The 13,931-nt window shown below is 65.7% G+C and carries 15 protein-coding genes and 1 pseudogene; 8 read left to right on the top strand and 8 right to left on the bottom strand.

Going from position 1 to position 13,931, the window contains the following annotated elements; translation table 11 throughout:
* The 4 genes from AC1D34_RS23035 to AC1D34_RS23020 all read right to left on the bottom strand — a co-directional run.
* Positions 1–279: tripartite tricarboxylate transporter permease (locus AC1D34_RS23035; RefSeq protein ID WP_476825440.1), on the bottom strand; the 279-nt coding region annotated here is incomplete at its 3' end.
* Positions 280–316: 37 nt separating this feature from the next.
* On the bottom strand, positions 317–790 hold the full coding sequence (locus AC1D34_RS23030) for a tripartite tricarboxylate transporter TctB family protein (protein ID WP_441492386.1): 474 nt from the start codon (positions 788–790) through the stop codon (positions 317–319).
* Positions 791–892: 102 nt separating this feature from the next.
* On the bottom strand, positions 893–1,861 hold the full coding sequence (locus AC1D34_RS23025) for a tripartite tricarboxylate transporter substrate binding protein (protein WP_476825439.1): 969 nt from the start codon (positions 1,859–1,861) through the stop codon (positions 893–895).
* Positions 1,858–2,616 (bottom strand): FadR/GntR family transcriptional regulator, encoded by a 759-nt coding sequence (locus AC1D34_RS23020; RefSeq protein WP_476825438.1) that lies wholly within the window; start codon positions 2,614–2,616, stop codon positions 1,858–1,860. Before AC1D34_RS23020 ends, AC1D34_RS23025 begins: the two co-directional genes overlap by 4 nt.
* Before the next feature lie 108 nt (positions 2,617–2,724).
* Between AC1D34_RS23020 and AC1D34_RS23015 the strand changes: the two genes are divergently transcribed.
* Together AC1D34_RS23015 and rnk are read left to right on the top strand one after the other, a co-directional pair.
* Positions 2,725–3,630 carry a dihydrodipicolinate synthase family protein gene (locus tag AC1D34_RS23015; protein WP_441492383.1) on the top strand — a complete coding sequence of 302 codons (906 nt, stop codon included), beginning with the start codon at positions 2,725–2,727 and terminating at the stop codon, positions 3,628–3,630.
* A 558-nt stretch (positions 3,631–4,188) separates the two neighbouring features.
* Positions 4,189–4,617, top strand: coding sequence for a nucleoside diphosphate kinase regulator (rnk, locus tag AC1D34_RS23010; protein WP_441492382.1), 429 nt, complete (start codon positions 4,189–4,191; stop codon positions 4,615–4,617).
* Positions 4,618–4,640: 23 nt separating this feature from the next.
* Here rnk and AC1D34_RS23005 read toward each other — a convergent pair whose 3' ends face one another.
* Entirely contained in the window at positions 4,641–5,678 is a 1,038-nt protein-coding gene (locus AC1D34_RS23005; protein WP_476825437.1) for a DmpA family aminopeptidase, read from the bottom strand.
* An 89-nt stretch (positions 5,679–5,767) separates the two neighbouring features.
* On the bottom strand, positions 5,768–7,093 hold the full coding sequence (locus tag AC1D34_RS23000; RefSeq protein ID WP_476825436.1) for an aminotransferase-like domain-containing protein: 1,326 nt from the start codon (positions 7,091–7,093) through the stop codon (positions 5,768–5,770).
* A gap of 98 nt (positions 7,094–7,191) precedes the next feature.
* Between AC1D34_RS23000 and AC1D34_RS22995 the strand changes: the two genes are divergently transcribed.
* From AC1D34_RS22995 to AC1D34_RS22975, 5 genes are all read left to right on the top strand, one after another.
* A complete protein-coding gene (locus AC1D34_RS22995; protein WP_476825435.1) occupies positions 7,192–8,154 on the top strand; it encodes a nitrate ABC transporter substrate-binding protein in 963 nt (320 codons plus the stop codon).
* A gap of 76 nt (positions 8,155–8,230) precedes the next feature.
* The gene (locus tag AC1D34_RS22990) at positions 8,231–9,121 is read left to right on the top strand and encodes an ABC transporter substrate-binding protein (protein ID WP_476825434.1); all 891 of its coding nucleotides are present in this window, start codon (positions 8,231–8,233) and stop codon (positions 9,119–9,121) included.
* A complete protein-coding gene (locus tag AC1D34_RS22985; protein ID WP_476825433.1) occupies positions 9,118–10,041 on the top strand; it encodes an amino acid ABC transporter permease in 924 nt (307 codons plus the stop codon). Before AC1D34_RS22990 ends, AC1D34_RS22985 begins: the two co-directional genes overlap by 4 nt.
* Positions 10,038–10,817 (top strand): amino acid ABC transporter ATP-binding protein, encoded by a 780-nt coding sequence (locus AC1D34_RS22980; RefSeq protein WP_441492376.1) that lies wholly within the window; start codon positions 10,038–10,040, stop codon positions 10,815–10,817. The genes AC1D34_RS22985 and AC1D34_RS22980 overlap by 4 nt, the downstream gene beginning before the upstream one ends.
* A gap of 114 nt (positions 10,818–10,931) precedes the next feature.
* Positions 10,932–12,122 carry a M20 aminoacylase family protein gene (locus AC1D34_RS22975; RefSeq protein WP_476825432.1) on the top strand — a complete coding sequence of 397 codons (1,191 nt, stop codon included), beginning with the start codon at positions 10,932–10,934 and terminating at the stop codon, positions 12,120–12,122.
* A gap of 76 nt (positions 12,123–12,198) precedes the next feature.
* Here the strand turns inward: AC1D34_RS22975 and AC1D34_RS22970 are convergent, their stop codons facing one another.
* Together AC1D34_RS22970 and AC1D34_RS22965 are read right to left on the bottom strand one after the other, a co-directional pair.
* On the bottom strand, positions 12,199–13,035 hold the full coding sequence (locus tag AC1D34_RS22970; protein WP_476825431.1) for a carboxylesterase family protein: 837 nt from the start codon (positions 13,033–13,035) through the stop codon (positions 12,199–12,201).
* A 231-nt stretch (positions 13,036–13,266) separates the two neighbouring features.
* Positions 13,267–13,656 (bottom strand): helix-turn-helix domain-containing protein, encoded by a 390-nt coding sequence (locus AC1D34_RS22965; RefSeq protein WP_441492373.1) that lies wholly within the window; start codon positions 13,654–13,656, stop codon positions 13,267–13,269.
* A gap of 84 nt (positions 13,657–13,740) precedes the next feature.
* Between AC1D34_RS22965 and AC1D34_RS22960 the strand changes: the two are divergent.
* Positions 13,741–13,931, top strand: a pseudogene (locus AC1D34_RS22960) (MmcQ/YjbR family DNA-binding protein); the annotation flags it as partial.

Genomic DNA, 13,931 nt, shown 5'->3' with positions numbered 1-13,931 from the left:
CTCGCCCCGCAGCGTCATCTGGTAGGAATCGTCGACATAGGCCGCCGAGGCCGGCGTGCCGGGAATGCGCAGCAGGCAGCCCGGAATATCGCCGGAAAAGATTGCCATCGTACTGGTCGTGACGATCGCGGCGATGGCCGGGACGGGCGGCATGAAGAAGGTCAGCGGCACCAGAAGCGCTGTCGCCATCGTGGCGGACAGGCCGGGAATGCATCCGACAATGAGGCCGTAAATGGCCGAGGCGGTGATGACAGCGAGCACATAGGGATCGAGCACCATCCCCAGCGCGGTGACATAGGCATCGAGCATGGCAGCCTCACCAGCGGATCGGTTCGAGGGGCCCCCACGGCAGCTGCACGCCGAGACCGAGATAGAAGATCGAATGCATCGCAAGCGCCGCGAGCAGGGAGAGCGCGAGTGCCAGGCCCGGCCGGACCCCGCCCGCCATGAACAGCACGAAGAGGATCAGCGGTGCCGTGATGAGGAAGCCCAACACCTCCGAGAACCAGAGGTAGAACAGCACTGCGGCCGGCACGAGCGCGAGCTTCATCAACGCCGCAGGGCTGCGTGCCCAGTCGGCCAGGGCCAGCATCGGGCCGCGGTCGACCGCGCGAGCGCCATTGACCCCGAGGATCGCGGCGCAAAGCGCCAGCAATCCGGACAGGATCAGCGGGAAGGCCGAGGGGCCCAGCGGTTGCTGCGAAGGGTTCGGCAGATGCCAGGATGCCGTCGCGACGAGCGCGGCCAGCCCGAGAAACACCAGCCCGGCGAAGAGATCGTTGAATTTCATGGAGACCTGCCCGGCGCGAAGGACACGATGGGGTGGACGCGGCGCGCCGAAGCCAGCGCCGCGTCATGCTCCGGCGCGGGGCCGGGCTGGATTCGGCTGGCGCTACTGGCGCAGGCGCAGGCCGAGCGCGCCCATGATCTCGCCATTGCGCTTGTGCTGCTCGGCGAGGAAGCTGCCGAAGGCCGGCCCCTTGGCGAAGGCATAGCCAAAGCCGCGCTCGGCCAGGAAGCCCTTGTAGCTGTCGGAATTCGCCACCTTGTCGGTCGCCTCGACAAGACGTGCCGTGACCTCGGCCGGCAGATTGGCGGGAGCCGCAAGGCCGCGCCAGGTACCGCCCTCATAGTCCTTGCCGATCGCGTCCTTGACCGTCGGCACCGACGGGAAGGCCGAGATCTTCTCCTTCGAGAGCACGGCCAGCGACTTGACGCGGCCGGCATCGATCATCGGCTTGCCCTCGGGCAGCGATGACGGGACGATCTGCACGCCGCCGGAAGCCAGCTCCTGGAAACCAGGCGCCGCACCCTGGCTCGGCACGACGACGACGCTCTTCGGGTCGATGCCCTCGAGCTGCAGCAGCCCGGCAAAAGCGAGGTGATAGGCGGCTCCTGCCGCCATGCCCGACATCTTGAAATGGCCGACCGGCTGCTTGCGGATGTCGTCCAGCGCCGCGCGCAGATTGGCCCAGGGGCTGTTGGACGCGACGTTGAACGCGGCGGAATCGAAGTTCACCAGCGCCAGCGGCGTCAGCTTCTCATAGGTGAAGGGTGCGGTGTTCGACCAGTAGAAGGTCGTCACCTCGGCGGTGGCCAGACCGATCGTGTAACCGTCCGGCTTGGCATTGACGATCTCGGTATGGCCGACGACGCCGCCACCACCGGTGCGATTGACGACATTGACCGGCTTGCCGAGCTCCTTCTCCAGCCCCGCCGCGAGAATGCGGGCAACGGCATCGGTGCCGCCGCCGGCGGCCCAGGGCACGATCAGGGTGACCGGCCGCTCCGGCCAGGCGGCGGACGCGGCAAGGCTCGTCGCCGTCATCGCTGCGGCGAGCATCAGGGTCTTGAATGTCATGGCGTTTCTCCAAGGGTGGATTTCTTGAGATCCGGCGGCGTTATTGCGCCGTCCGAGAGCAGGTGCCCGTAGGTGTAACCAAGCAGGACTTCCATGGCTTCGCGCGCCTGCTTTGCGTCGCGGGCCTCGATCGCACGCGCAACGGCGGCATGGTTCGGCAGGTTGCCGGTGAAGACGCCGACGGTGATGTCGAAGATGGCGCTCAGGATCGCATCGATTGCGCCGCGAAAGCTGCGCAGCACCGGGTTATGTGTGGCCTCGAGAATGGCGAGGTGAAAAGCCTTGTCCGCCGCAATCGCTGCCTGCGGGTCGAACTGGCCGTCGTCCATCGCCGCAAGCGCGGCATTGATCCGCCAGACATCCTCAGGCGATGCGCGCTGCGCCGCGAGGGCAGCCGCTGCCGGCTCGATGATCGCGCGGGTTTCCTCCAATGCGAGCAACAGGCTGCGGTCGAGCCCCCCGCTGTTCCGCACCCATCCCAGGACATCGCTGTCGAGCAGCATCCAGTCCTGGGCCGGACGAACATGCGTGCCGTGGCGCGGGCGGACGCTCACCAACCCCTTCGCAGTCAGCGTCTTCATCGCCTCGCGGACGACGCTGCGGCCAACCCGGTAATGCGCCTCCAGTTCGTGCTCGGGAGGCAGTACCGCCCCCGGCGCGATCTCGCCGCGCACGATCGCAGCGCCGAGCGCGGAGACCATCGCGCCGATCTTTCCGGGCTTCGCGCCTTTCCGCATGCCATGAGCCTGGGACATTCGACCCTCCATTTTCATGAAATTGCCACGCTCGGGTTTCGCTTGCAACCATTCATCTGATGTTTAACATCTGATCTTCGAAACGATACGCTACCGTGAGGATACGAGATGGGCTTCGCGCCGCCTTTCGCCGGCATTCATGCCATGGTCTACGCCTTGTTCGACGAGCAGGAGCGGCTTGACCGGGCAGCGATGCGCCGCCAGACGGAGCTTTGCCTTGCGCTGGGCGTGCACGGCATGGCCGCGCTCGGCCTCGCCACCGAAGTGTCCAAACTGACCCAGTCCGAGCGCCTGGCGCTGATGGAATGGGTTTCCGAGGACACTGCCGGACGCGTGCCGCTCGCCTTCACGATCTACGGTTCGTCCGTCGCGGAACAGATCGAGCAGGTCAGGGCAGCCGAGGCTGCGAAGGCCGACTGGGTCATCCTGCAGCCGCCGATGGTCGGCAGTTTTGGAGCGGCTGAATATATCCGCTTCTTCGGCCGGGTCGCTGACGCGACCTCCCTGCCCGTCGCGATCCAGAATGCACCGGCCTATATGGGGCGCGGCCTCTCGGCCGAAGACATCCGCGAACTGGTGTCGCGCCATCCGAATATCAGCTTGATCAAGGGTGAAGGCCCAGCCGTGGACATTCGGCAGCTGATCACGACCACGGAAGGGCGGCTTCCCGTCTTCAACGGTCGCGGCGGCCTCGAACTGGTCGACAACCTGCGCGCCGGCTGCGCGGGCATGATCCTGGCCCCCGACACGATCGATCACTCGCTACGCGCCTATAACCACTTCATGGCTGGAGACGAGCCCAGCGCGGAGGCCGCCTATCGCGACGTCTCGCCTGCAATCGTCTTCATCATGCAGTCGATCGAGAGCCTGCTCTGCTACGGCAAGCGCCTCTTCGGCGAGCGCGCCGGTCTTGCCATTCACGACCGGTCCCCCGCTCTGCGCCCGACGGAATTCGGTTTGGAACTCGTGCGGCGGCACGCCGCGCAGCTCGGCCCCTACAGCGCTGCGGCCTAAGGCAGCGGCCCGAAAAGCGGATTGCGGTTTTTCGGGAATGCCGATGCAAACACAGAAGGTTGGATCATGGACCGGATGCGATACCGGCCTGATGATCGAGCGTCGTGATCGGGCCTGACGGAGTCGGCCCGCCTGCCTTGCCCCAAGTTTCAGAGCAGCGTTGCGCTCCGCGACCGCGGCCTTCCGGCAGGCTTGTGATTTGACAATTCGGGCGGCGAGCCTAAGTCATGAGACATGATGGCGCGCTTCTCCAATTTCCGTCGCGGCCTGCACCGGGCAGGTAACCTGATCGCGGGCAACTAGCCCCGGATTCGTCGCGCCGCGCGCCTCGGGTTCGGGGCGGTCGGCCTTCCGGCGCCGAATCGGCATCATTCCGGACTTAAGGTCGAAGCGGGCAACGCCCCGCAAACCCATCCATCAGCGCAAGCGACGAAAGCGTCTGCCGAAGGCAGAGAGCCCCCCGACGCCATTGTCCGGCATCGTGCAAGCTCGCCTGCGCGCAATTTTCCACTGCTACGCGAGGCCTGCGGGCGCGCATTCATTCAGGACGATGTTCACATGACCAACCGGACCTCCGGCGGGGCAAAGCCCCGCATCACCTTGACCGCAATCGATCACGAGAAGCTCACCCAGCTCGCGATTGCGGCGACCAACACCTTTCCCGATGTCGCCGCGGAACTCGCGGACGAAGTGGCGCGCGCCCGCGTTCTCGCCAAGGGGCGCCAGCTTGCCGACGCCGTCCGCATGGGCAGCGAAGTGCTGTTCCAGGACGAGGTCACGGGCAAGACCACGACCGTCACCCTGGTCTATCCGCCCGAAGCCGACATTGCCCAGGGCAAGATCTCGATCCTGACCCCGATCGGGACCGCTCTGATCGGCCTCTCGGTCGGCCAATCCATCAACTGGACGACGCGCAGCGGCGACGTGAAGCGGCTGACGGTTCAGGCCGTCCGCGATCCGGCCGATGGCGCGCCGCAACCGGCCTGATTGCGACGGGCGACAGCGAGTCCTCAGGAGCGGGCGAGAACGTCGGCGAGCGAAGACCTCGCATGACCGTCTCGCCCCGCCACCGCCGGCGCGGCGAGCATGGCGTTGAGGACGGCCTCCTGGGTCGCCTCGGCGGCCGCGCGAAACGGCAGATCGATTCGATTCTCGTTGAGCACGACCATCGGCGCGAGATCGGCGCGCTCATGATGGCTGATGCGGCCGGCCGTGCTGAAGGCCAGCGCGATATCGCCGCTGCCATTGCCCCAGAATGCGCCGAGCCGCGCCAGCCCCGCACCGCACCGCCTGGCAACGCGCGTCAGCTGCCGCGACTCCATCGGAATATCGGTCGCCACCACGATGATGACGGACCCACGCTCGGGCGCGGCCGCGTGCGGCATGGCGGGCGGAACGGGCCGGCGGCCATCAGGCAGAACCAGGTCTCCCGCATTGCCAAAATTGGCCTGGACCAGCACGCCGAGCGTATAATCCCTGCCGTCCAGCCTGAGCAGGCGCGAGGCCGTGCCGATGCCGCCCTTGAAACCAAAGGCGCTCATGCCGGTCCCGCCGCCGACGGCGCCCTCCTCGACCGGGCCTGCCATAGCAGCATCAAGTGCCGCGAAGGCGTCGCTCTCGCTCAGAACGCGCGCCCGAATGTCTGAGAGAAAACCGTCATTGCACTCGAGCACGACCGGATTGACCGTTCCGGTCGTCCGGCCAATGTCGGGATTGGCCGCGAGCGCGCGCGTGACCAGGGCATTGAAGCCAGTTCCGACCGACAATGTGTTTCCCAGCAGAAGCGGGGTTTCGATCTGGCCGAGTTCGGAGACCTGCACCAGCCCGGCACTCTTGCCAAAGCCGTTGATGACATCGACACCGGCGCGCAGTTTCTCGCGGAACAGATCGTCGCCGTGGGGCAGGATGGCCGTGAACCCGGTCTGGATATCCCCGTCGCGAATGGTCCTGTGGCCGACACGGACGCCGGCAACATCGGTAATCGCATTGAGTGGGCCGGGCGGCAGCGAGCCGCAGATCAAACCAAGGGAACGGGCGCGGGCAGACATGGGCGGCAATCCGGCTGGCTGACGATACTTCCGGCTATAGCGCAAACCCCGGCATCCGCCAGCACCGGAACGCAGCCCCGTTCCCGCGATCAGGGGGACCGGGCGAGAGCGATCGCATCGGCGACTTCCTCATAGCGATCGGTCAGGGTCGCGGTCGCGACGCGGATATGGGCGCTGGGGAGGACCGAGAACTTGCTGCCGGGATTGACCGCGATGTTGCGCGCGGCGAGCGTCACCATGGCGAAGGGCTCCGAGATGATCGGAACCCACAGGCAAAGGCCGCTTCCGGGCGCGGTGTGGATGCCGCGCGCGGCTAGCGCTTCAGCGAGCCTGTCGCGCCGCTGCTTATAGATGATGCGAGCCTTCGCCACGATATCCCGGCTCGCCTCGTCACGCAGCAGCCAGGAGGTTGCGCCCTGGAGCAGGCGGCTCGTCCAGCCCGCGCTGAAGGCCCGGTAGGACTGGACCTGTTCGACAATCGCAGCCGAACTCGACAGCACCGCGAGCCGCAGATCGGGCCCGAGGGTCTTCGAATAGGAGACGATATGGATGGTGCGCTCCGGAAAGCGCACGCCGAGTGACGCGGGCGGTGCCCCCGAGATGTCGGCCACGCCGTCATCCTCGATGATCAGCGCATCGCTCTCCGCAAGGATGTCGCCGATCAGCGCGAGCCGCTCAGCGCTGACCGTCTGCCCCGTAACCGAGTGCAGTCTCGGCTGGAACACGAATGCAGCAAGCCGTTCCTTCGCCGCGGCGCGGAGCGAGGCCGGCAGGGGGCCGTGCTCGTCGCAGGCCACAGGCACGATCCTGACGCCAAGATCCTCGAGGATATCGAGCAGCCGCATGGCCGTCGGATGCTCGATCGCGACGGCCGAGCCCGGCGTCACAAGGGCGCGCAGGGTATTGTAGACGGCATTGTAGCCGCCATTGGTGGCGAGGAATGCTTCCGGCCGATAGGGCCAGCACGCTTCGGCCGCCTCGCGCAGTTCCGGTACGACCCGGCTCCGTTCATAGCTGTTGAGCTTGTCGACCGTTGCGCCATGGGCCAGCGCCTCTGCGAGCGGTGGCAGCAGGGCTGTGTCGGGAATTGCCAGCGACAGGTTCAGCACGCCGGCGCCGTAGTCGCCGGAGCTCGCCAGCCGTTCCGGCTGGGCGATGAAGCGGTCCCCACTGACCCAGGTGCCGTTGCGCCCCCGGCCGCGAATGATCTTCTGGCGGCGCAATTCGCTCCAGGCCTCGGAGATCGTCGCGGGACTGACCTTCATTTCGTAGGCGATGTCGCGGATCGCCGGCAGCCGCGCCCCGACAGGCAGCGCCCCCGCCCTGATCAGCGCGCTGGTCTCCAGGGCGATGCCCCGGATGCTGCGATCAACGATCGTCCTTGCGAGCCAGTCGGCGCTGATCGAGCTGTTCATCTGCCGGCCATTTAATGTTCAATAACATAATAACATTTGCGCAGTCATTTTTGAACATTTAGCACTTGGCCTGTCGAGAGCTTTTCAGAGTTGCCAACATGGCTGTGACGCTGCGCCTTGCACTCCGCGATTGGGACTATATGACCCCGCTCGTTCTTGGCGACGTCTCCTCGCCCCGGCTGAAGATCCAGGTCGATCGCGTCGGCACACTGGTCGGCGATCTGGCCACCGACGAAGCTTACGATGCCGCAGAGCTGTCATTCAGCCGCTATGCCCAGCTGCGCCATGACGGCGACGACAAGATCGTCGGCATGCCGAACTTCATCATGCGCGGTTTTCGCCATCGCTGCATCGTGACCACCAAGGACAGCGCGATCCGCACGCTCGCCGACCTTGCCGGCAAGAAGATCGGCGTCACCGGCTGGCGCGATTCCGGCAACACCTGGACCCGCGCCGCCGTGCGCCGCGAAGGCGTCGGCGTCGAGGACGCCATGTGGTATGCCGGGCGCCTGACCGAGGCTCACCCGATCACCGACCGCCTCGACGGCTTCGGTCGTCCCGGTCGGATCGAGGCTGCTCCGGGTGAGCGCCCGATGGTGGATCTCCTGCGGGATGGCGGGCTCGATGCCGTCTTCACTCCCTTCATGCCCAAGGGCTTCTTCGATCCGGCCTCGCCGTTCCGTCAGGTGCTCGAGGATTTCCGGGCGGCGGAGACCACCTATTTCCACGAGGTCGGCTACATCCCGGGCATGCACCTGATCGGCTTCAAAGCCGAATTCGTCCGCGACCACCCCTGGATCATGGACGAGCTCAGTGCGTTGATCGACGAGTCGCAGCGGCTCTGGCTCGAGAAGCGCGAGAAATACGCCGATACGACACCCTGGATGTTCGACGAGCTGCGCCGTTGCGCCCGCGATCTGCCCTCTTCGTGGAGCGCGAGCGGTTTCGCCGAGAACGAAGTCATGATCGCCGATTTCGCGACCGAGCTCCATGAGCAGAAGATCCTGCCGCGCCTGCTGACACCGGCCGAGCTCTTCCCGCGGCAAGCGCGGACCCGCTGACACGCCCGAGAAGCGTTGCGACAGGCCGGCGCCACCGCCCGGCCTGCAAGTTCAGACAAGAATGKGGAGTAGCACCATGTATTTCAGATTGATTGCCTCCATCGCCTTCGCCGGATTGACGCTGGCCGGATCCGCGCTGGCCCAGCAGGGCACGATCGCGAAGCAGACGGTCAACGAGGAGCTGCGGGCGCGCCTGCCTGAGACGCTGCGCAGCAAGGGCAAGATGATTTCGGTCAATAACGGCTCCTTCCCGCCCTACGAGATCGTCACCGGCACCGAGATGAGTGGTGCGAGTTCCGACCTCACCGATGCCATCGGTCAGGTTCTGGGCGTCACGATCGAGCATGCGACGGTGGGAGGCCTGCCTGCCCTGCTCGCCGGCGTGAATGCCGGACGCTACCAGTTCGCCTTCGGCCCGGTCGGCGATTTTAAGAGCCGGCAGGAAGCCAACGACTTCGTCGACTGGGTCCAGGAATTCGTCGTCTTCGCCGTGCAGAAGGGCAATCCCAAGGGCATCACCTCGCTCGACACCGCCTGCGGCAACCGCATCGCCGTCATGGCCGGCGGCTCGGCCGAGCGCGTCATCCAGGTCCAGGCAGAGAAGTGCAAGGCGGACGGCAAGAGCCCCATCGAGGTGCAGTCCTACTCCGATCAGCCGAGCTCTATCCTGTCAGTCCGCTCCAAGCGCGCCGATGCCTTCTTCTCCTCGCAGGCGCCCCTCACCTATTTCGTCGCTCAGGCCAACGGCCAGCTTGAACTCACCGGCGTCGGTGCACGCAACGGGTTTGAGGATCTCTATCAGGGCGCCGTCGTTCCCAAGGGCTCGCCACTCGGCCCGGTCCTGCGCGATGCCGTCAAGATCCTGATCGATAACGGCACCTATGCCGCGATCATGAAGAAATGGGGCCTCGAGAACAACATGCCCAAGGAGCCCGGCCTCAATCTCGGTGGGGCCCTGCCGAAATGAGCGGCACGCCCGCGATGACCGCGCCGCGCTCCGGCGGCGCCGACCCGAGGGACGTGACCAACGCGCACGCCCCGTTCCCGATCGGCCGCCTGATCCTCTGGGCGGTCACGGCCATAATCGTCGTCGATTTCGGCCTGATCGTCGCCAGGAACGAGAATTTCGGCTGGCCGGTCGTCGCCGCCTATTTCCTCGACCGCACCGTGCTCAACGGCCTCTCGGTCAGCCTCGGATTGACGGTCGTCGCCATGGTGATCGGCACCGCGCTCGGGCTCGTCCTGGCGATCGCGCGGTTGTCGAAGGACACTCTCGCGAGCTCCTCCGCGTCGCTGTTCATCTGGTTCTTCCGTGGCACGCCGCTGCTCGTGCAGCTGATCTTCTGGTACAATCTCTCGACGCTGTTCCCCCAGATCTCGCTCGCGATCCCGTTCGGGCCGACCCTGGCGAGTTGGGAAACCAACTCGGTCATCACCCCCGTCACCGCTGCCATCGTCGGCCTCGCGCTGAACGAAGCGGCGTATATGGCGGAGATCATCCGTGGCGGCCTGCTTTCGGTCGATCGCGGCCAGGCCGAGACCGCCGAGGCCTTCGGCATGACCAAGGGCCGGGCGCTGCGGCGGATCATCATTCCCCAAGCCATGCGCTCGATCGTGCCGCCGACCGGGAACCAGCTCATCAGCATGATCAAGGCGACCTCGCTCGTCAGCGTCATCGCCATGGCCGATCTGCTCTACTCGGTTCAGTCGATCTACAACCGCACCTTCGAGATCATCCCGATGCTGCTGGTTGCGGTCCTCTGGTACCTGCTGATCACCTCGATCCTCAATGTCGGCCAGAGCTATATCGAGTGCTATTACAGCCGAGGCGAACGCCGCGACGGCGCGGCTGCTCCGCTGCCGGCCGTGCAGGAGGCAAGCCATTGACCGCCGCTGCAGCGACCACGCCGCTCGTCAGGGCCCGCGACATCCACAAGTCCTTCGACCATCTCGAGGTCCTCAAGGGCATAGACCTCGACGTGATGCCGGGTGAGGTCGTCGTCATCCTCGGGCCTTCGGGTTCGGGCAAGTCGACCTTCCTGCGTTGCATCAACCATCTCGAAGCCATCAACCGGGGCTTCATCGAGGTCGATGGCGAGCAGATCGGCTACCGGATGCGCAACGGCCGGCTGCAGAAGCTCACGGGCAATGGCATCGCGCGCCAGCGCCGCAAGATCGGCATGGTCTTCCAGCAGTTCAATCTCTATCCGCACATGACGGCGCTGGAGAACGTCATCGAGGCGCCGATCGGCGTCCATGGCGTGAGCCGCAAGGACGCGACGGCCGAGGCTCTCGACCTGCTTGATCGGGTCGGCCTTTCCGACAAGGCGGCAAGCTATCCGCGCCAGCTCTCCGGCGGCCAGCAGCAGCGCGTCGCCATCGCCCGCGCCCTGGCGATCAAGCCGAAACTGATGCTGTTCGACGAGCCGACATCGGCGCTCGACCCCGAACTGGTGGGCGAAGTCCTGGCGACGATGCGCGATCTCGCCCGCCAGGGGCTCACCATGATCGTGGTCACGCACGAGATCGGCTTCGCGCGCGAGGCCGCCGACCGGGTGGTGTTCATGGATGGCGGCAAGATCGTCGAAATGGGCCGACCGGAAGAGGTGATGGACAATCCGCGCCATCCGCGGACCCAGGCCTTCCTGTCGCGCTTCCTCTGACCTCCTTTGTTTGCATCGGCATTCCCGAAAACCGCGATCCGCGTTTCGGACCGATGCGCTAGCCGCAGTAATCCGGCCAGTGCCGGGTCGCATCCGCAAAGACCGAGATAGATCATGTCCGCGCTCGACAACAGCTTCGCCCGCGTCTCCGATTTCGAGGCCATGGAGGCCGATCTCAGGGCGACGCGCCGTTACCTTCACGCCAACCCGGAACTCTCCCACGAGGAGATCGAGACCGCGCGCTATGTCGCCGACAAGCTTACGGCCTGGGGCTACGAGGTAACCCGCAATGTCGGCGGCCATGGTGTCGTGGCGCGCCTGAGCAGCGGCACCGGCAAGGGCAGCATCGCGATCCGCGCCGATATGGACGCGTTGCCGATCACCGAAGAGACCGGCCTTCCTTATGCCAGCCTTCGGCCCKGCAAGATGCACGCCTGCGGCCATGACGGGCACACTGCCGTCCTGCTCGGTACGGCCGAATACCTCGCCCGCACCCGCCGCTTCGACGGCACGGTGACGCTGATCTTCCAGCCGGCCGAGGAGGCAGGCAAGATCAGCGGCGCCCAGGCCATGATTGCCGACGGGCTGTTCGAGCGCTTCCCCTTCGATGCGATCTTCGGATTGCACAATCATCCCGGCGCGCCGGAGGGCACGATCCTGCTGCGATCCGGCCCGATGATGGCCGCCGCCGACACGGTCACCATCACGATCAGGGGCAAGGGCGGCCATGCCTCGCGCCCGCATCTGACCATCGACCCGGTCGTGGTCGCCTGCCATCTCGTGGTCGCGCTGCAGACTGTCGTCTCACGCAATATCGACCCGACACAGACGGCTGTCGTCACGGTCGGCACTATCCATGCGGGCCAGGCCGTCAACGTCATCCCTGAAGAGGCCAGGCTGGCGCTCAGCGTACGCTCCTTCGAGCCGAAGATCCGCGACCTGCTGGAGGAGCGCGTCGTCAGGCTCGCCCGCTCGGTCGCGGAAGGCCACGGCGCGTCGATCGAGATCGACTACGAGCGCGGCTATCCTGTCGTGGTCAACGCCGAAGCCGAGACGGCCTTCGCGCGCATGGTCGCCGAGGAGCTGGTCGGCGCCGACAAGGTAGCGACCTGCCATCTCATCCCAGGCAGCGAGGACTTCGCCTATTTCCTCGAGCACAGGCCAGGAAGTTTCCTGCGCCTCGGCAATGGCCTCAACTCACCGATCCTCCACAGTGCGCAGTATGATTTTGCCGATGACAGCCTGACCGTCGGCGCCGCGCTGTGGGCCCGTCTCGTCGAGCGCTATCTGCAGGCCAACGGATAAAGCCGGGCCCTGTCGGCTTTCCGGATGCCGCCCCATAGTTGCCCTAGGCTCCACCGGGGCAACTTGCGGCGCGACGCTACCGTGGCGCTCGCTGGCTGAAGAGCCAAGTGCGCCATTCCGGCGCCAAGAACTGGTCCGGGCTGACTTTATGGTCCATCCCGTCATAGGTCACGAACATGGGCGAACCGCCGGCCCTGGCCAACGCATCGGCCCATGATCTCGACGCGGCATACGGATTCTCTCGATCGCCGGTTCCATGGACGATCAGGAACGGGACCTTCGCCGCTTGTTTCGCCAGGCCGCGCTGCGGCGGAACTCCCGAGAATGCGACGCCCCCGGCGAACGTCTTGGGCTTCGTTGCCGCGGCGATGATCGCCGCTGACGCCCCCATTGAGAACCCGACTAGGTAGACCCGCTGCGGATCGATCGGCAAGCGCTGTTTCAAACCCTCGACCAAAGCCAAAACGTCGACAAGATGGTCGCTCGGGGCTGCGGCCCGATTGATGCCTTCGCCAGTATAGTTTGCGCTGCGCGTCGGAAATTGCGGCACGACGACGTATGCCGGAAATTCACGGGCGATCGATGGAGCGGCCCAGCTCCGGATGAAAGGCCCAACCTGGCTGACATTGTCGGTGCCAACCCCACCCGATGCATGCAGTGCGATGACGAGCGGCAACTTCGCTTGGCTTTGAGCGGCCGGCGAAAGCAGACGATAGGGAATGCTGCGCCCGTTGGGACCGGCGAAGACGCTCGGCTGGAATACGTCGATCGGCATTTTGACGAGGGACTCGACCGCCGCCAACTGCGCCGGCGATGGCTGGGAGATGCGCCGATCTTCCCTGATTTCGCCGCCTTGAGCCGCGGATCCGGCTATGGTGAATGCCGCAAGCAGCGTCGCGGCAAGATTGAGCAATCGGCGCATCGTGTCCTCATCGGTTGCGAAATCTCAGGGTTCACCGCCTCTTCATCTGCCGTCGTCTGACGCTTCACAAACGGTCAAATCTCTGCCGAGCTGATAGATTTTCTTTGGGCTCAGAGCAGGCAATGGGCCTTCGAGCCGCTTTGTGGATTGTCGTGTGCGAGCGACCCTAGATCGCTTCGTGGCTCAGCCGGCGAACGCGGCTCAACCTCGCCTGCGAAGGTCTCACGCCTCGCGACGGCTCAGGACTTCCGGAAGCAGATCAGCTCGTTCACACCGCCCACTGGCGGGGCCGCAAATACCGTCAGTGACTACCAGTCCAGGCGTCGTAGCCAAGCCTCCGGACTGTCGTCGCCGGGCTCGGCCGGCGCCATGGGCGTCCTCACGGGGCGCGCGCCCAAACCGGGCCTTGGAGGCACGCGAAAAGGCATGGTCCCTGGAGAAGCCGAACCTGCGCGTGAGTTTGCCGATGCCGCCCCGTTCGAGCGACGCTCCGTTCAGCGCGAGACGCGCGCGCTCCAGCCTGCGTCGACGGATATAGTCCGACCCCCCGCCCAGTGGCGCGAACAGGCGATACAGCGCCGAGCGCGACAGCCCGAAGGCGCTGCACAGCATGGTCGCATCGCGCGCCGGGTCAGCGATGCGGCCGTTGCCTACGCACTGACGCTTCCTGGCGCCGGGATTTCAACCAGCTATGGCATGCCGGCGGTCAAGGTGAAGGGCCGGGCGTTTCTGTCGCCCGGGCACGAAGCTGGGTCCTTCTGCATCGCGATCGATCGTGACACGGTCACCATGCTGATGGCGTTGGCTCCGGCGACATACTGGCAAACTGCGCATTATGTCGGTTGGCCGGCAGTCCTGGTCCGGCAGGATGACGCGGATCCCGAGCA

The sequence above is a fragment of the Allobosea sp. P1_A7 genome (assembly GCF_056406775.1).
This window is presented reverse-complemented; position numbering and strand designations above follow the sequence as displayed.

Coding starts and splice junctions, on each gene's coding strand:
- rnk (WP_441492382.1), top strand. CDS start 4,189: ATGACCAACCGGACCTCCGGCGGGGCAAAGCCCCGCATCACCTTGACC.
- AC1D34_RS22990 (WP_476825434.1), top strand. CDS start 8,231: ATGTATTTCAGATTGATTGCCTCCATCGCCTTCGCCGGATTGACGCTG.
- AC1D34_RS23000 (WP_476825436.1), bottom strand. CDS start 7,093: ATGAACAGCTCGATCAGCGCCGACTGGCTCGCAAGGACGATCGTTGAT.
- AC1D34_RS22985 (WP_476825433.1), top strand. CDS start 9,118: ATGAGCGGCACGCCCGCGATGACCGCGCCGCGCTCCGGCGGCGCCGAC.
- AC1D34_RS22995 (WP_476825435.1), top strand. CDS start 7,192: ATGGCTGTGACGCTGCGCCTTGCACTCCGCGATTGGGACTATATGACC.
- AC1D34_RS23005 (WP_476825437.1), bottom strand. CDS start 5,678: ATGTCTGCCCGCGCCCGTTCCCTTGGTTTGATCTGCGGCTCGCTGCCG.
- AC1D34_RS23015 (WP_441492383.1), top strand. CDS start 2,725: ATGGGCTTCGCGCCGCCTTTCGCCGGCATTCATGCCATGGTCTACGCC.
- AC1D34_RS23025 (WP_476825439.1), bottom strand. CDS start 1,861: ATGACATTCAAGACCCTGATGCTCGCCGCAGCGATGACGGCGACGAGC.
- AC1D34_RS23030 (WP_441492386.1), bottom strand. CDS start 790: ATGAAATTCAACGATCTCTTCGCCGGGCTGGTGTTTCTCGGGCTGGCC.
- AC1D34_RS22965 (WP_441492373.1), bottom strand. CDS start 13,656: ATGCTGTGCAGCGCCTTCGGGCTGTCGCGCTCGGCGCTGTATCGCCTG.
- AC1D34_RS23020 (WP_476825438.1), bottom strand. CDS start 2,616: ATGTCCCAGGCTCATGGCATGCGGAAAGGCGCGAAGCCCGGAAAGATC.